11 protein-coding genes are annotated in these 16,167 nt (G+C 61.1%); 9 read left to right on the top strand and 2 right to left on the bottom strand.

What is annotated here, in order from left to right:
* Positions 1-71: 71 nt before the first annotated feature.
* From ACR0E6_RS09965 to ACR0E6_RS09945, 5 genes are read left to right on the top strand one after another with little or no spacing between them, the layout of a single operon-like run.
* A complete protein-coding gene (locus ACR0E6_RS09965) occupies positions 72-1,616 on the top strand; it encodes a trimethylamine methyltransferase family protein (protein WP_480582746.1) in 1,545 nt (514 codons plus the stop codon).
* Entirely contained in the window at positions 1,613-2,902 is a 1,290-nt protein-coding gene (locus ACR0E6_RS09960) for an aspartate aminotransferase family protein (RefSeq protein ID WP_480582743.1), read from the top strand. The genes ACR0E6_RS09965 and ACR0E6_RS09960 overlap by 4 nt, the downstream gene beginning before the upstream one ends.
* Complete coding sequence (locus ACR0E6_RS09955; protein ID WP_480582740.1) at positions 2,899-5,310, top strand: GcvT family protein; 2,412 nt, start codon at positions 2,899-2,901, stop codon at positions 5,308-5,310. The genes ACR0E6_RS09960 and ACR0E6_RS09955 overlap by 4 nt, the downstream gene beginning before the upstream one ends.
* Entirely contained in the window at positions 5,307-7,718 is a 2,412-nt protein-coding gene (locus ACR0E6_RS09950) for an FAD-dependent oxidoreductase (RefSeq protein WP_480582737.1), read from the top strand. Before ACR0E6_RS09955 ends, ACR0E6_RS09950 begins: the two co-directional genes overlap by 4 nt.
* A gap of 4 nt (positions 7,719-7,722) precedes the next feature.
* Positions 7,723-9,396 carry a thiamine pyrophosphate-binding protein gene (locus tag ACR0E6_RS09945; RefSeq protein WP_480582734.1) on the top strand — a complete coding sequence of 558 codons (1,674 nt, stop codon included), beginning with the start codon at positions 7,723-7,725 and terminating at the stop codon, positions 9,394-9,396.
* 31 nt (positions 9,397-9,427) lie between these two features.
* On the opposite strand, the gene ACR0E6_RS09940 is transcribed toward ACR0E6_RS09945, so the two are convergent.
* A complete protein-coding gene (locus ACR0E6_RS09940) occupies positions 9,428-10,246 on the bottom strand; it encodes a DUF2189 domain-containing protein (protein ID WP_480582731.1) in 819 nt (272 codons plus the stop codon).
* Between the two features lie 89 nt (positions 10,247-10,335).
* Positions 10,336-11,931 (bottom strand): GMC family oxidoreductase, encoded by a 1,596-nt coding sequence (locus ACR0E6_RS09935; protein ID WP_480582728.1) that lies wholly within the window; start codon positions 11,929-11,931, stop codon positions 10,336-10,338.
* A 109-nt stretch (positions 11,932-12,040) separates the two neighbouring features.
* Here ACR0E6_RS09935 and ACR0E6_RS09930 point away from each other — a divergent pair, with 109 nt between their 5' ends.
* From ACR0E6_RS09930 to ACR0E6_RS09915, 4 genes are all read left to right on the top strand, one after another.
* Positions 12,041-13,279, top strand: a complete 1,239-nt coding sequence (locus ACR0E6_RS09930; RefSeq protein ID WP_170521586.1) for a TRAP transporter substrate-binding protein — start codon at positions 12,041-12,043, stop codon at positions 13,277-13,279.
* A gap of 68 nt (positions 13,280-13,347) precedes the next feature.
* Entirely contained in the window at positions 13,348-14,013 is a 666-nt protein-coding gene (locus ACR0E6_RS09925; RefSeq protein ID WP_480582725.1) for a TRAP transporter small permease, read from the top strand.
* Complete coding sequence (locus ACR0E6_RS09920) at positions 14,013-15,371, top strand: TRAP transporter large permease (RefSeq protein WP_480582722.1); 1,359 nt, start codon at positions 14,013-14,015, stop codon at positions 15,369-15,371. Before ACR0E6_RS09925 ends, ACR0E6_RS09920 begins: the two co-directional genes overlap by 1 nt.
* A gap of 11 nt (positions 15,372-15,382) precedes the next feature.
* Positions 15,383-16,162: an IclR family transcriptional regulator gene (locus tag ACR0E6_RS09915; RefSeq protein WP_170521590.1), complete on the top strand. Its 780-nt coding sequence runs from the start codon at positions 15,383-15,385 to the stop codon at positions 16,160-16,162.
* Positions 16,163-16,167 lie beyond the last annotated feature (5 nt).

Below are 16,167 nucleotides of genomic sequence, written 5' to 3'. Positions count from 1 at the left end.
GTAAGCTGCCTTTGTAAACGTGTTCTGGATATGAAAGCCTGATCTCGACGAAAAGCAAACTTCATGAGTCAATGGTCAAACCCAGCCGCCGCCGAGGTCGTAAAGACCGGCTGAAGGACACCCTGCAAAGCGAAGGCTCTCTGCCTGTCTGGCCGGGGGTCATGGGCGGTCGTCTCAAACCGCTTTCCCCGGATGAGGTGGCGTTGGTCGAAACCTCTGCCTTTGCGCTGCTGGAAACGCTTGGTCTAAGTCAGGCCACCCCGTCGATGATCGACAAGGTTGTCGCGGCGGGCGGTGTGCGGACGGGTGACGGGCGATTGCTGTTTCCGCCCGATCTGGTGCGCTGGGCGATTGACGGGGCGCAACGTGGGTTCTCGCTTTGTGGACAGCACCCCGACCGAGACCTGAAAATCGAAGGATCGCGGGTGCATATGTCAACCGGCGGGGCGGCTCCGGGGGTGTTCGACCTTAACACGCACGAATATCGCGATTCCACGTTGCAGGACCTTTATGATGCAGCCAGGATCGTGGATCAGATGGACAATATCCATCATTTCAGCCGGTCGGTCGTGGCGCGGGATATCGAAGACCCCGCCGTGATGGACCTTAATACCGCTTATGCCTGTCTGGCAGGCACGTCCAAGCATGTGTCGATCTCGATCACTGAACCGCAAAACGTCGCCCAGATCGCCCGGCTTTGCTACAGCATCGCAGGCAGTGAGGCCGCGTTTCGTGCCCGCTCGTTTCTGACTGTCATGGTCTGCCACGTGGTCCCGCCGATGCGCTTCGCCGAAGAGGCCTGCGAGGTGTTGGACCTTGCGATCAGGGCAGGGTTTCCCGTTCAGCTGATCAGCGCCGGTCAGGCCGGGGCGACCAGCCCGGCGACGATTGCTGGGTCGCTGGTGCAGGCGGTGGCGGAAACTCTGGCCGGGCTGGTTTTTGCGCGGTTGGTCGATCCCGAGGTCAAGGCGATCTTTGCGCCCAAACCGCTTGTGGCTGATCTGCGCACCGGATCCATGAGTGGCGGCGGCGGCGAGCAGGCGATCCTGATGGCGGGGGCGGCACAGATGGGGCGGCACTGGGATCTGCCTACCAGCTCGATTGCCGGGATCACCGATGCCAAGCGACTGGACGCCCAATACGGTGCCGAGAAATCACTGGCCGTGACCATGGCCGCCCATGCGGGGTCGAACATCGTCACGCAGGCGGCGGGCATGATGTCGAGCCTTCTGGGTGTCAGCCATGCCGCCTATGTCAGTGACAACGATCTGCTGGGCAACATCCTGCGCACCATTCGCGGGATCGAGGCCACGCCGGAAAACATCGCTGCAGATGTCATTGCGGATGTGTGCAGGGGAGAGGGTCATTACCTGGGCGAAATGCACACGTTCAGCCGGATGAAGTCGGACTATTTCTACCCCGAAATCGGCGACCGTCGGGCCCCGCGTGACTGGGAGGAACACGGCGGACAAAGGATCGGCGACGTCGCCCGCGAACGGGCGCGTGAGATCCTGAACAGCCACTTCCCTGCGCATATCCCCGATCACATCGACCGCAGCTTGCGTGGCAGTTTTGACATCCGTCTGACACGGACCCAAATCGGACGACCTGAATGAAGAATTCTGACCTCAGCCAGCGCGCCCGCGCGGTCCTTCCGGGCGGTGTCAGCCACGAATTGCGCTATCGCGATCCGCATCCTGTCTACATCGAGCATGCGCAGGGGGCCGAGAAATGGGATAGCGAAGGCCGCCGCTATATCGATTTCAAGATGGGCAGCGCCAGCCAACTGCTGGGCCATGGCCATCCTGCGATCATCGAGGCGATCAGACGGCAGGCCGGACAGTCGATCTTCAGTGCCGATTGTCACGAGGCTGAGATCCTCTGGGCCGAATGGGTCAATCGGTTATACCCCTGCGCCGAGCGTACGAGGTTCACCGCGTCAGGCAGCGAGGCGACGATGCTCGCCTTGCGTCTGGGCCGCGCGTATTCCGGCAAGGACCACGTGCTGCGTGTGGATGGGCATTACCACGGTTGGCACGACCACGCGCTCAAAGGTGCAAAACCGGGAACAAATCATGCCGCGTCGCTGGGCGTACCAAAGGCGGTGAATGAGTTGATCCATGTCTGCGCGGCAAACCCCGACGCGATGGCAGATGCGCTGCGAGATGATCGTATCGGAACGGTCATCATCGAGGCGTCCGGGGCGAACTACGGATCGGTTCCGTTGTCGAGCGAGACATTGCGGGCACTGCACGACGTGGCGCGGGCGGCGGGTGTGGTGCTGATCTTTGATGAGATCATCACCGGGTTCCGCTGGTCCCCCGGCGGGCGACAGGCGCGTGATGGTATCCTGCCCGACCTGACAACGCTGGCCAAGATCGTCACCGGCGGTCTGCCGGGCGGTGCGGTCTGCGGCCGGGCCGAGATCATGAAGTTGATGAACAACACGACCATGCGCGACGGCATCGCACCAGCGGTCAGTCATAAGGGCACGTTCAATGCCTCACCGCTGGTGGCCGCTGCAGCCTGCGCCGCAATGCCGTTGCTGGCCAGTGGCGAGGCTCAGGCCAAGGCCGATGCGATGGCCGAACGGATGCGGGACGGCATGAATACCGCTTTGGCCGATCTGGGCGTTGCCGGTGTGGCCTATGGCGACAGCTCGGTCTTTCATGTGTTCTTTGGTCAAGACTCTCTGGACGGTCTTGGCCCGGCTCAGATACGCGGCTTGCCCAAATCGACGGTCAAAGCCTATCGCGACGGGTTGGTGGCACGCGGGGTGGATATGATGTCCTACACGTCCGGTGTCACCTCGGCGGCGCATGAGCCACACATGATTTATGAGGCGCTGGAGGCGTTTCGCGCCACGCTGTGCGACATGATCCGCGACGGGGTAATGCCATGACCCTGCCATCCCATGCCCGCACGGTTGTGATCGGTGGCGGCGTCATCGGCTGTTCCATCGCCTATCATCTGGCGCGCGAGGGGCGCACGGATATCGTGGTGCTCGAACGCTCGAAACTGACCAGCGGCACGACGTGGCACGCTGCCGGTCTGGTGCGCCGCCTGCGGCCCTCGGCAACTCTGACCAAGCTGATCAACTATTCGATTGATCTTTATAGGGAGTTGGAGCGTGAAACCGGCCAAGCCACCGGCTGGACCCAGACCGGGTCGCTGACGCTGGCCACCAACCCGGACCGGCTGACCAATATCAAACGGCAGGTCTCGCTGGGCCGTGCCTTTGGCCTTGAGGCCGAGGTGGTCGATGCCGCCCGCGCGAAAGAACTGTGGCCGCTGATTGAAACCGATGACGTGATCGGCGCGGTCTGGTCCCCGGCGGATGGGCGGGTGAACCCCTCGGACGTGGCGCTGGCGCTGTCGAAAGGCGCACGGGCACGGGGGGTGCGGATCTTCGAGGATACCGCTGTCACCGGCTTGCGGAAAAAGGCTGGGCGTATCGCAGGCGTCGCGGTGGGGGATCATGTGATCGAGGCCGACGAGGTGGTGATCGCCTGTGGCCTCTGGTCCCGCGAGATGGCGGCGATGGCCGGTGCCCATATGCCGCTCTATGCCTGCGAGCATTTCTACATCCTGACCAAACCCCTGCCCGAGGTGCAGGCGCTTGGCAAAGGGGCGCATCTGCCGACGCTGAACGATCAGGACGCGTTCCTTTATGCCCGCGACGATGTCGAGGGGCTGCTGGTGGGCTGCTTTGAACCCAACGCCAAGGGTCTGCCTCTGGACCGTTTGCCCGAGGGTTTCAGCTTTGATCTGCTGGACGAGGATTGGGATCATTTCATGCCAATGATGGAAAACGCCCTGCGCCGGATTCCCGCGTTGGAGCGGGCCGAGGTGCGGATGCTGCTGAACGGGCCCGAAAGCTTTACCCTCGACAGTCAGTTCATGTTGGGCGAAAGCCCCGAGGTGCCGGGTCTGTTCCTGATGGGGGGCATGAACTCGACCGGCATCGCGCTGGCTGGCGGGGCGGGCAAGGCGATGGCCGAATGGATCATCGCGGGCGAGCCGACCATGGAGTTGAACGAGGCCGATATTCGCCGGTTCAGCCCCGAGATGAACGTGCTGGGCGCGTTGGAGGCCCGCATCCCCGAGGTGCTGGGCCGCCATTACGACAACCCCTATCCGGGTCGGGCGATGGACAGCGCGCGCGGTCAGCGCCGGTCCCCCATTCACGCCGGGCTGGTGGCTGCGGGGGCGCAGTTTGAATCGCGCGGCGGCTGGGAGCGCGCCGTGCACTTCGGCGGCAAGGCCGCGCACCTGCCTTTGACATTCGGTGTGCCCGCATGGCGCGAGCAGGTCGGGGCCGAGGTCGAGGCCTGCCGCAACGGTGCCGCCATTCTGGATCAGTCCGCCTTTGGCAAGATCATGGTTCAGGGACCGGACGCTTGCGCCTTTCTCAATCGTCTCTGCGCGGCGCAGATGGATATGCCCGACGGGCGCATCGCCTACAGTCAAATCCTGAACGCGCATGGCGGGGTGGAAAGCGACCTGACGGTTCAGCGCCATGGTCCCGAAACCTATCTGCTGATCACCGGCGCGGGAGAGGTCGTGCGCGTCCTCAAGCGTATGCGCGAGACACGGGGCGATTTCCGGGTAGAATTTACCGACGTGACAAGCGGCTATGCCATTCTGGGACTGGCCGGGGCACAGGCGCGCTCCGTTTTGCAGGCAACCTCGAACATGCCGGTCCCCGATCTGAAACGCTTTCACTTCGCGCCGGTCGAAATCGGCCTTGCACGTGGTTGGGCGGGGCGGCTGAGCTTCACCGGCGAAGAGGGGTACGAGCTTTATATCCAGACCGACATGGCCATGGCCGCGTATGAGGCGCTGCTAGCTGCCGGGGCCAGCCACGCGGGTCTTTACGCCAGCGGCAGCCTTCGCATCGAAAGCGGGTTCCGCGCTTTCGGACACGAGCTGACCCCCGGCACCACCCCGCACGAGGCCGGTCTGGATGCATTCTGCGCCATGGTCACCGGGTTTGTGGGCGAAGAGGCGTTGCGGGATCACACGCCCGCACGCCGGACCGTTTCACTGTTATTCGATGACCCGGATGCGATTCCGATCCATGACGAGCCGGTCTATTTCGAAGGGAAGGTCGCGGGCCAGATCACCTCCGCCGCGTGGAGTTACCGGTTTGGCCGATCCGTTGCGCTGGCGATGATCTCGGGCACGCCGAGATTTTTCGACGAAAAATCTTCCACCGCAGATGGCACATGGGCGGTGGAGGTGGAAATCGCCTGCACCCGCTTTACCGCCCGCGCCGCCCTGAAACCCGCCAAAGAGGCATTCCAATGAGTGATACGACCCGCACCACTCAGGTCGCGATCATCGGCGGCGGGATCATGGGCGTCGCCGCCCAGTTTCAGCTGGCTGAAAACGGCTGGACAGACACGATCCTGTTCGAAAAGGCCGAACTGACCTCCGGCTCCACTTGGCACGCGGCGGGCCAGATCGCCCATGCGGTCGGCAGTCGGATCGCGGGCTGGATCAACAAAACCTCGATCGAGACCTACAAGCGCGTCGAGGCAGAGACCGGCCAGAGCATCGGCTGGCATCAGGTCGGCGGCTTCCGGATCGCCACCACCGATGATGAGGTCGACTGGATGAAGTCGATTATGGGGGTCGGCAAGCTGCTTGATCTGCCGATGGAACTGGTCGGGCCCGAGGAAGTGGCCAAAGGCAACCCCTTCTACCGGACCTCTGACATCAAGGCCGCCGTGCAGACCTTTGAAGACGGCCATATCGATCCATCCGGTGTCACCATGGCGCTGGCCGCTGCCTCCCGCGCGCGGGGGGCCAGGATCGAGCGGCACACCCGCGTCACCGGCGCATCGCGCAAGGGTGATATGTGGCGTCTGGCGACGGAAAAGGGTGATGTTCTGGCCCAGCATGTGGTGATCGCCGCAGGCTCGTATGCCAATCAGGTGGGGGAATGGTTCGGGTTGAAAATCCCGTCAATGTCTTGCCTGCATCACTATCTGGTCACGGATACGGTGCCCGAGTTTCTCGACCGTCCGGAATTGCCCGTCATGCGCGACAATGCCTTTGGCGGCTATATCCGGCAGGAGCAGAAATCGGGACTGATCGGGATTTATGAAGGCCATGTCTGCCCCACGGTTTGGGAAATGCCGCAAGGCGCGCCATGGGCGGCGGAGAATGATTTGTTCGAGGCCGATTACGACTCGATTGGCGATTTTCTGATGGTGGCATTCGGCAAGATGCCCGTACTGGCGGAACTAGGGATCAAGCGTGTGGTGCGCGGGGCGATCACCCATACGCCGGATGGCGGTATGCTGGTGGGGCCGTCGGGTGCGCCGAATGTCTGGCTGTCCTGCGGGTCTTCGATCGGGCTCGCATGGGGTGGTGGGGCTGGCAAGGTGCTGGCCGACTGGATGGTGCATGGCGAAACCCGGATCAACACCCGTGGGATGGACCCACGCCGCTATGGCGATTTCAGCACCGACAATTTCATCGTCGAACGCACCAAGGACGAGTTCATGCGCCGCCATGACACGCCCTGTCCCGGCAAGCAGTTCGACAGCCTGCGCCCGCTGAACCGCCATCCGCTTTATGATCGGCTGGCCGCCAAGGGCGCGGTGTTTGGCGAGGTCGCTGGCTGGGAGCGCCCGCGCTATTTCGGTGCGGTCGGCGAGGTCGAGCAGATCGGCTGGGGCCACCAGACCTGGCATCAAAACGCCATGGCCGAGGCCAAAGCCACACGCGCCGCCGCTGGCGTGATCGACCTCTGCGCCTTTGCCCAGTTCGAGATCACCGGCAAGGATGCGGGTGCCTTGCTCGACCGGCTATCGGCCAACAAAATCCCCGCCACAGACGGGCGGCTGAGCCTCAACCACCTGTTGACCCCCAAGGGCCGGTTCGAGACCGAAATCACCATCTGGCGCATCGCCAATGGTCGCTATTTCAGCGGTTCCGCCATCGCGCGGGCGAACCCGGATTTTGACTGGATCAAATCCCATATCCGACCCGGTGAAGACGTGCAGATGGTCAATCGCAGCGCCGATTGGGGGATGCTGGCCCTGTCCGGACCGGCGTCGCGCCGGATCATGTCGGAACTGACGGAGGCTGACCTCGGCAACGCTGCCTTCCCCTGGTTGTCAGGGCAGGAGATCACCGTTGCAGGCATCCCCTGCTATGCGCTGCGGGTGTCTTTTGTGGGTGAACTTGGGTGGGAATTGCACGCGCCGCTGGACCGGATCGGCGCGCTCTATGATGCGCTGTTTGAGGCTGGTGCCAAGCACGGGCTGGTCGATCTGGGCTCTTACGCGTTCAACGGGATGCGGATGGAGAAAGCCTATCGCGCCAGCGGCGAGCTGACCACGGATGTCGGTCCGTTCGACGTTGGCCTTGACCGCTTTGTCCGCGTCGAAGGTCGCGATTTCATCGGCAAGGATGCCCTTTTAGCCCGCGACCCGGACTGGCAGCTCTTCTATGCGGAACTCCGTGCCGACGGCATCGACATTCATGGCGGCGAGCCTGTGTTGTTGAATGGCATGCCCGTTGGTCTGACCACCTCGGGCGGGTATGGCTATACGGTGGGCAAGTCGCTGGGCTGGCTGTTCGTGCGCAAAGGCACCCCGCGCGATGGCCTCAGCGTGCAAATCCTGAACCGTGCCATCCCCGTGACCGTGCATGACGACGCCCTGTTTGACCCACAAAATCTGAGACCCCGATCCGAGGACTAGACCCATGACCCACATCACCGGCGGCGAGGCCGTCTATCGCGTACTCAAGGCCAATGGGATCGACACCGTGTTCGGCCTGTTGGGCGGCTCGATGCTTGAACTGTATGACGCGATGTATCAGGGGGGCGAGGTCGCGTATGTCGGTGCGCGCGATGAACGGGCGGCGGGGCATATGGCCGATGCCTGGGCGCGGATGACCGGCAAGCCCGGTGTTGTTCTGGGCGCGCAGGCCGGGCCGGGCGTGGTCAATATCGTCACCGCCGTGGCTGAGGCGCATCTGGCCTATTCCCCGCTGGTCGTCATCGCAGGCGCAATCACGCGGGCCGATCAACACAAGGACACGTTTCAAGAGGTCGATCAGGTGGCGCTGTTTGCCCCGATCTCCAAACGCTCGGTCATGGTCACGGACCCGTCGCGTCTGGTCCCGATGCTGGAAGATGCAATACGGCTGGCAAATTCGGGCCGTCGTGGGCCGGTCGTGCTGCATGTGCCGCGCGACCTGTTTGCGGCTGAGGTGCTTGCGGTTGACCCGGTGTCAGTTAACATCGCCCGGCCCGGTCCTGCGGCCTCCGAAGATGTTGCCGCCATCGCCGCGCTTCTGGGTGAAGCCAAACGCCCGGTGATTTTTGCCGGCGGTGGCTTCAAATGGAGCGCCGGGCGAGACGCGCTGACCGCTTTGGCCGAGACACTTGAGGTGCCGGTGGTTGCATCAACCGGCCATGCCGACGTGATGCGCCACGGACACCCGTGGTTTGCGGGGCAGGCCGGGCCGCGTGGCAACCGGGTGGCCAGCCGGTTGACGAAAGAGGCGAATGTGATGGTCGTGCTTGGGGCACGGCTGGGGTTCAACTCGACCTTTCATTCAAACGATTATGTGGGGGCCGAGACGCGGATCGCCCATGTGGATATCGACGGATCTGCGGTGGGGCGCTATTTCCCGGCTGAAATTGCGGCCCAGGGGGATGCGCGCCTGACTGCCGAGGTCCTGACCGATGCGGCCGCTAAACCTGATTGCGATCCATGGCGTGATGCGTTTCGTGCCGACATGGAGACCCTTCGGGCCGAGCGCGCCGAGGAAGCAGCAATCGAGACCCTGCCCATGCATCCCCGCCGTGCCTTGGGCGAGCTGCGCGACGCGCTGCCCGAAAACGCCATCGTCACGCTGGACACCGGCAACACCTGCCTTCAAGCCGCTGATCGGCTGGCGCATTATGAGCCTTTGTCGCTGATCACCCCTTTGGATTTCGGATTGGTTGGCTTTGGCCTGCCCGCCGCCATCGGGGCCAAGGCCGCAGCCCCCGACCGGCCCGTTGTTGCCGTCATGGGCGACGGTGCGGTGGGGTATACGATGATCGAAATCCAGACCGCCATCTCACACAATCTGCCCATCGTGATCGTGGTTCTGGATAATGAGGCATGGGGGGCCGAGAAAGCCTATCAGCAGGAGTTCTATGGCGGACGTCTGTTGGGGGCTGAAATCCAGTCCCCCCGCTTTGACAAATTCGCGGAACTTTGTGGCGGCAAAGGCATCTGGGTCGATGGCCCCGGTGGCATGGGTCCTGCGTTGCAACAGGCAATAGCCTCGGGGGAAACAACTGTTATTCAGGCCAAAATCGACCCCGGCGCGCTGATGACCCTTCGCAAGGATTTGTTCAAAGCACCGCAGCGCCGGGAATAGGGGTGATCTTGCTGATCCGGGTTGGGATGGATCACCCCTCCGCCGGTGTCACCGCCCGCTGATACAGGTGCCATGTGGTGTGCCCAAGGATGGGAAGGGTGAAGATCAGGCCCAGAAACGCCGGGGCCATCGACAGCAACATCGTGACCGAGATGATCGCCGCCCAACCCAGCATGACCACCGGGCTTTCGTTGACGACCCGAATGGACGTGAGCATCGCCGACACGAAATTGGTTTCCCGGTCCAGCAACATGGGCATGGCAACGACAGTCACCGCAAACAGCACAGCTGACAGCAACGCGCCTATGCAGGTGCCGACAGCAAGGAAGGTCCAGCCCTGTGGCGTGAAGAAAACGGTGTTTAAAAAACCGTCGAAATCCGAGAAAGACGCATTCTGCAGTATGATCGCAAGCCAAAGCCGAACCTGGTAAATCCAGACCCAGAAGATGAACAGGGTGACAAAGGCCATCCAACCCATCTCGCGTTTGCGTTGATTGGCCATGACAGTCAGGATGTCTGACCAGCCGAAACTCTGGCCTTTCTGCAAGCGGCGGGACATTTCATACAGACCCGCAGCAGCAAACGGCGCAACCAGCGGAAAGCCGACAATGGCGGGGATGATCATCCAGATTTTTCCCAGCCAGATCAGGCACCAAACCAGCAGGATACCGAAAACCGCATAGAACAGGCCGAAAAAACCGCTCATGAAAGGGCGCGCCAGAAAGTCGGAAAACCCGGCTTTCAGAGATGCGGTGATGTCATCCGCTGTCACCTTGTTGATCTTGGGCGCGGCTGGCTGCTGCGGCGCCAGATTGTCCGGTGGCGTGGACCCTGCGGTTTTGGATGTCATGGCACATCCCTCCTCCGCAGATCAGTTTGCATCAGGTGGTGCATCAGGGCAACCGAGGTGAATGGCGCGGATTGGCACTGTCGCTTGGTTCAACTGCGCGCGATTAGCAGATCACTTGCTTTCTCGCCAATCATGATCGCGGGCGCATTGGTGTTCCCGCTGACGATTTCCGGCATGATCGAGCAATCGGCAACGCGCAGGTTATCGATCCCCTTCACCTTCAGTTCCGGATCCACAACCGCGTTTTCCGAGGTGCCCATCGCACAGGTTCCAGTGGGGTGATAGATCGAAACCGAGTTCGACCGTGCCCAATCCAACGTGCCTTCATAGTCGTCGCAAGACAGGTCCGATGTTGGCCGGAATTCCTCGGAGATTTTCGAGGCCAGCGGGTTGTGGGTGGCGATCTTGCGCGCGATGTTCACGCCGGCGACGATGGTTCGGCAATCGGTTTCCGTTGAAAGGTAGTTGGGGATGATCTTCACGTATTTGGACGGGTCGGGACCATCCAATTGCAGCTCTCCCCGGCTTTCGGGGCGAAGCTGGCAGACCGACATGGTGAAGGCGGAAAACGGATGTACGCCTTCGCCGGGGCTGTCGGCGGACCATGGCTGAACATGGAATTGAATATCCGGCGTCTGTACATTCGGGCGGGTTTTCAGGAAGCCGGTCGCCAGGCTGGCCGCCATTGTCATTGGACCTGCGCGGAACAGCGCATATTTCAGCGCGATGCGCGCCTGATTGAACAGGCTGCGCACCTCATCATTCAACGTGGGTTCGTTGCATTTGAACACCAGACGGGCCTGCAGGTGATCCTGTAGCCCTTTGCCGACAGCAGGTAAGGCGTGGGTCGGTTCAATGCCATTGGCTTTCAGGTGATCAGGGTCTCCGATCCCGGACAACATCAGGATTTGTGGCGAGTTGATCGCGCCGCCGGACAGAATGATCTCGCGACGTACCTTCAACGTCTTGGTTTCGCCGGACCGGTCCTGATAGACCACTCCGGTCGCCTGTTTCCCGTCCAGTTCGATCTTTGTCACCAGGGCATGGGTGATGATGTTCAGGTTGTCGCGATTGCGGATAGGTTTGAGGTAGGCCACAGCCGCGCTGCACCGTCGGCCATTGCGTGTTGTCAGTTGGAAATAGCCGACCCCTTCTTGTTCGGCCCCATTGTAATCGGCGTTGAACGGATAGCCCGCAGCCTGCGCCGCCGCGACCCAGGCGTCGCAGATCGGGCGTTGGATGCGCATGTTCGACACGGACAAGGGCCCGCCGACACCGTGGAATTCATCCTCGCCCCGTTCCTGATCCTCGCAACGTTTGAACAGGGGCAGCACGTCGTCCCAGCCCCAGCCGATATTCCCCATCTGGCGCCAGCGGTCATAATCCTCTTTCTGTCCGCGCACATACAATAGCCCGTTTAGCGAGGATGATCCGCCCAGCACTTTCCCGCGCGGCCAATCAATGCTTCTACCGTTCAGCCCGGGGTCGGGTTCGGTTCGATAGCACCAATCGACCGACGGGTTGTGCATGGTTTTGAAATAGCCGACCGGGATGTGAATCCACGGGTTGGTATCCGGCCCACCGGCTTCCAAAAGGGCGACCTTGGTATTGGGATCGGCGCTGAGCCGATTGGCGATGACACAGCCCGAAGACCCTGCTCCGACAATCGCATAATCCACTTCCATGATCGCCTCCTTCCAACGTCGTTGAAAAAAACTCTATGCAAGATGCAGGAATTATACTAGCATTTTTTGATACAAAACGTCTCAATAATTGCGATCAGGGAGGTAAGCAATGGAGATCGGTAAGAAACTAAGCGGGATTTCACGGCGGGATTTCTTCCGCGTGGCCGGACGCTATGGCATGAGCTCGACGCTGCTTGCGGCAGGCGGGTTCGGCGGCGCGATGAGTCTGGCGAATTTGGCGCAGGCCGCTGAATCGAATTACGAAAAACGCTTCTCGAAAGAGCCGAAGCATACGCTGAAATTTGGTGCGTCGGGCTTCAATACCCGCAACCTTCTGATCGAGCGCGCCGGGGCCATCGAATTCGCCCGTGACCTTGAAGAACGCACAGATGGTGAGATTCGCATCGAGTTCATCGGCGACAACCAGATCTGCGGTCAGCTAAGCTGTGTCGAGAAAACCCAGCAGGGCATTGTCGATATCTATGCGGCTTCGACCCAGAACTCGGCCGGTGGCGCGCCTTATCTGAACGTGCTGGACTATGCCTATATGTTCCCCAGCCGCGCGGCGCAGTATCACTTCTTCTATAGCCCCGCCAGTCAGCGCATCCTGCGCGACCCGCTGGAAAAACGGCACGGGCTGAAGTTCCTGTTCACCCATTGCGAGTTGCGCGGTCTGCAAATGGGATCAACCTTTGCCGACAAGCCAACTGTCACCAAGTTGGAGGAACTGTTCGGCACCAAGAACCGCGTGACGGGCACTCAGCTGGGCCGGATCGCCATGCAGCTTTTGAATCTGAACCCGGTTCCGGTGGCGTGGGAAGAAACGCTGGACGCGCTGAAAACCGGTCTGATCGATGGGGCCGAAACATGGGCCTCGGCTGTGGCTTATGCCAACATGGCACCAGTGGTATCGCAGTCGGTGAACCTGAAGTTCTTCTGCGGGACCGAGCATACCTCGATGTCGGCCAAGGTCTTCGATAGCCTTGGCGGTGAGTTGCAGGATGCCGTGATGGAGTCCTCATACTTCACTCAGGCACTGATTCAGGGCGCAAACGAGGCGGCGCTGTTGAACACCGTTGGCTTCTCGGACCCGCAACTGCCGGGCACGATCTTTGCCGAAAACGGCGTGCGCGCGGCCTTCCTGCCGGATGATCAGATCAAACTGGCCGAAGAGATGTGCGCCCCCAACTTCAACCCCGAGCCGTGGGCGCAGTGGCGTGAGCGTCTGAACAAATGGGCGGGTGGTATCGACACCTATCAGGAGATCTATGACATCGCGCGCGAGATCCCGGCAGATATGCTGCCCGAGAATGTCGAGCCGCGCCGCTGGTGGATGGGCCAGGCCTGATAAGCTGATGCGAACCGGCCCCACGCGGGCCGGTTCCAAAAAACACACCGACTGGGAGGACGGGGTACATGTCGTTTTGGGCAGATATCGGCGCGATTTTCAGCGCTTTTCTCAGCCAGGATTCGTTCGAGATTCAATCCGCACTGGAATCCGACGCGGCTTGGGTTTTGGGTGCGGTCGCCTCGGCCATCGGCGGGTTCGTGATCATGCTGATCTATCGGGCAGTTCCCTTTGTCGAACGTCATTTCGAACGGTCTGTGATGGTCTATTCCTACCTCGCGATTGCCCTGATCATCTTTTGGGGTGTGATCGACAGGTTCGTGTTCAACGATCAAGAGCCGTGGTCGACCACGATCCCTCCGCTGCTGTTTATGGTGATGGCCTGGTTCGGAGCCTCCTACAACGTCCGCCTGCGCACGCATCTGAGCTTTAGCGAGTTTCGCACGGCCATGCCGCGCGGAGGGCAACTGGCCTGTCTGATCCTGGATGCAGTCCTGTGGTTCATCTTTGCGGTGATCGTCATCGTGACCACAACGCGGTTGGTGGCCTTGTCAGCCTCGAATTTCCAGATCGTGTTGGGCACCGACAACATCATGCAGTGGTGGTTCCTTCTGGCCGCGCCGCTGTCGTTCTTTCTGATGGTCGGGCGGGTGTTTCAGAACCTCGCCGACGATCTGCGCAACTGGAAAACAGGCGAGCCGCTGATCAAGCAGGCCGTGATCGGAGCAGACTGATGACAGATGGAACCATGGTCACACTGATCTCGCTTGGGGTCACCTTCCTGTTCATGCTGGGTGTGCCGGTGCTGCTGGTCATCGGCTATTGGGTCATCGGCTGTTCATTTGTCCTTGGCCTGACGCTGGACAATATGGGGGCCGAACTGCTGAACGTCTTCAACAAGGGGTTCGCCCTTCTGGCAATGCCTCTGTTTATCCTGACCGGAGACCTGATCAACAAGTCAGGCATTGCGCGCAGGCTCAGCGATTTTGCCTATGCCTGTCTGGGCTGGATACGCGGCGGGCTGGCGATGGCCTCGCTGGGGGCTTGCGGGCTGTTCGCGGCGATCTCGGGGTCGAACTCGGCGACGACAGCAACCATCGGCTCGATGCTGCACCCCGAGATGGTCAAGGGCGGCTATGACGAACGGTTCAGCGCGGCAACCGCTGCGGCGGGCGGGACGGTGGGGATCATCATCCCTCCGTCGATTATCTTCATCGTCTACGGGTTCCTGATGAACCTGCCGATCTCTGAGCTGTTCGTGGCCGGTATCCTGCCCGGCGCGCTGATGGTCTTTGGCATGCAGTTTGCCTGCTGGATCATCTGCCGCATGAATGGCTGGGGCCACCTGATCCCGCTACAACTGAACCGCGTTCTGAAAACCGCGTTCGGCGCCTGGCTTGGGTTCTTCGCCATCGGGCTTGTGCTGTGGGGCATCTATACGGGCAAATTCTCACCCACCGAGGCGGCGGGGGTGACCGTGGGCTTCTGTGTCATCGCGGGTCTGGTCAGCTATCCGATCAACCGCATCATGGGCGCGCGGAATGACATTACACCCACCGAAAAGACCTTTGCCGAGATGTTCGTGGTCGAAGGCTTCACGATCCCGGAAATTCCGTCAATTGTGATCCGCTCAGCCCAGATCACCGGCATCCTTGCGCCGCTGATCGCGATTTCAGTGGTGATGCAGCAAATCCTGTCCCTGCTGGGGGCGCAGGAAACCATCGGGAATTTCGTGACCTCGATGGGCGGCTACCATGCGGTGCTGTTTACCTCGATGGTGATTGTCTTCTTCTCGGGCATGGTGCTGGAAAGCCTGCCGGTGACCATCATCCTTGCGCCAATCCTTGCGCCGATTGCAGCCTCGGTCGGGATTGACCCGATCCACTTCTCGGTGATCTTTCTGGTCGGCGCGTCCATCGGGTTCATTACGCCTCCGTACGGGTTGAACCTGTATGTGGCGTCGGGCGTGACTGGCGTGCCCTATTTCCGGCTTCTGCGCTATACAGTTCCCTATCTGGTAGCACTGCTGTCGGTCTGGATTCTGGTTTCGCTGGTGCCCGATCTGGCGTTGATCCTGCTGCCAAATAACTAGACTGTTGCGGGATGACCGAAGCGGACACAAAAGACAAAGACACCCAGATTCCCACGAACCTGCGCCTGCTGCTGATCCTGGAAGAGGTGGCACGGCGCGGGGTCGCCGTCAAACCCTCGGACCTGATCGACGCATTGGGTCTGGCAAAGCCGACGATACATCGCCTGCTGCAAACAGCCGAGGCCGAGGGGTTTCTTCAGCGTGATCTGGATGGTCGGTCTTATGGTCCCGGTCCGCGCTTGCGGCAGCTGTCGCTGAATACAGTGTCGTCCGAACATCTTCGCACAGCCCGTTTGGCCATTATTCGCGGCGTCGCGGATGAAATCGGTGAAACCTGCAATCTGGCGATCCCGGATCGCGAGGGTATGATCTATCTGGACCGGGTCGAGACGAAATGGCCGCTGAGAATTCAGTTGCCGATCGGAACACAAGTCCCGTTTCACTGCACCGCCAGTGGCAAGATGTATCTGTCGACCCTGCGTCCGAGCACTTTGGATGGGTTTCTTTCCGCAGGTAATCTTAGCCCGAATACCGATCGCACGATAACGAAGCCCCAGGCCTTGCGGGCCGAGATAACCCGCGTCGCGCAGAACGGGTTTTCGACAGATGATGAGGAGTTCATGCCCGGTATGACGGCCATCGCGGTCCCGGTCATAGACAAGAACAACAGGCTGGCCGCCACTCTGTCCGTTCATGCGCCGACGCAGCGCCATGATCTGAACAGTTTGAAGCAATTTCTTGCCTTGCTACAGGACGGTGCGCGCAAACTGTCGGGTTTGCTGACCTCATAGCCCGG

It is taken from the genome of Ruegeria sp. AP12 (assembly GCF_056540025.1).
The sequence above is the reverse complement of the archived record's forward strand: the minus strand, read 5'-3'. Positions and strand labels throughout refer to the sequence as shown.

Excerpts from the sequence above, each read along its gene's own strand:
- ACR0E6_RS09965 (WP_480582746.1), top strand. The coding sequence starts at position 72 with ATGGTCAAACCCAGCCGCCGCCGAGGTCGTAAAGACCGGCTGAAGGAC.
- ACR0E6_RS09960 (WP_480582743.1), top strand. The coding sequence starts at position 1,613 with ATGAAGAATTCTGACCTCAGCCAGCGCGCCCGCGCGGTCCTTCCGGGC.
- ACR0E6_RS09955 (WP_480582740.1), top strand. The coding sequence starts at position 2,899 with ATGACCCTGCCATCCCATGCCCGCACGGTTGTGATCGGTGGCGGCGTC.
- ACR0E6_RS09950 (WP_480582737.1), top strand. The coding sequence starts at position 5,307 with ATGAGTGATACGACCCGCACCACTCAGGTCGCGATCATCGGCGGCGGG.
- ACR0E6_RS09945 (WP_480582734.1), top strand. The coding sequence starts at position 7,723 with ATGACCCACATCACCGGCGGCGAGGCCGTCTATCGCGTACTCAAGGCC.
- ACR0E6_RS09940 (WP_480582731.1), bottom strand. The coding sequence starts at position 10,246 with ATGACATCCAAAACCGCAGGGTCCACGCCACCGGACAATCTGGCGCCG.
- ACR0E6_RS09935 (WP_480582728.1), bottom strand. The coding sequence starts at position 11,931 with ATGGAAGTGGATTATGCGATTGTCGGAGCAGGGTCTTCGGGCTGTGTC.
- ACR0E6_RS09930 (WP_170521586.1), top strand. The coding sequence starts at position 12,041 with ATGGAGATCGGTAAGAAACTAAGCGGGATTTCACGGCGGGATTTCTTC.
- ACR0E6_RS09925 (WP_480582725.1), top strand. The coding sequence starts at position 13,348 with ATGTCGTTTTGGGCAGATATCGGCGCGATTTTCAGCGCTTTTCTCAGC.
- ACR0E6_RS09920 (WP_480582722.1), top strand. The coding sequence starts at position 14,013 with ATGACAGATGGAACCATGGTCACACTGATCTCGCTTGGGGTCACCTTC.
- ACR0E6_RS09915 (WP_170521590.1), top strand. The coding sequence starts at position 15,383 with ATGACCGAAGCGGACACAAAAGACAAAGACACCCAGATTCCCACGAAC.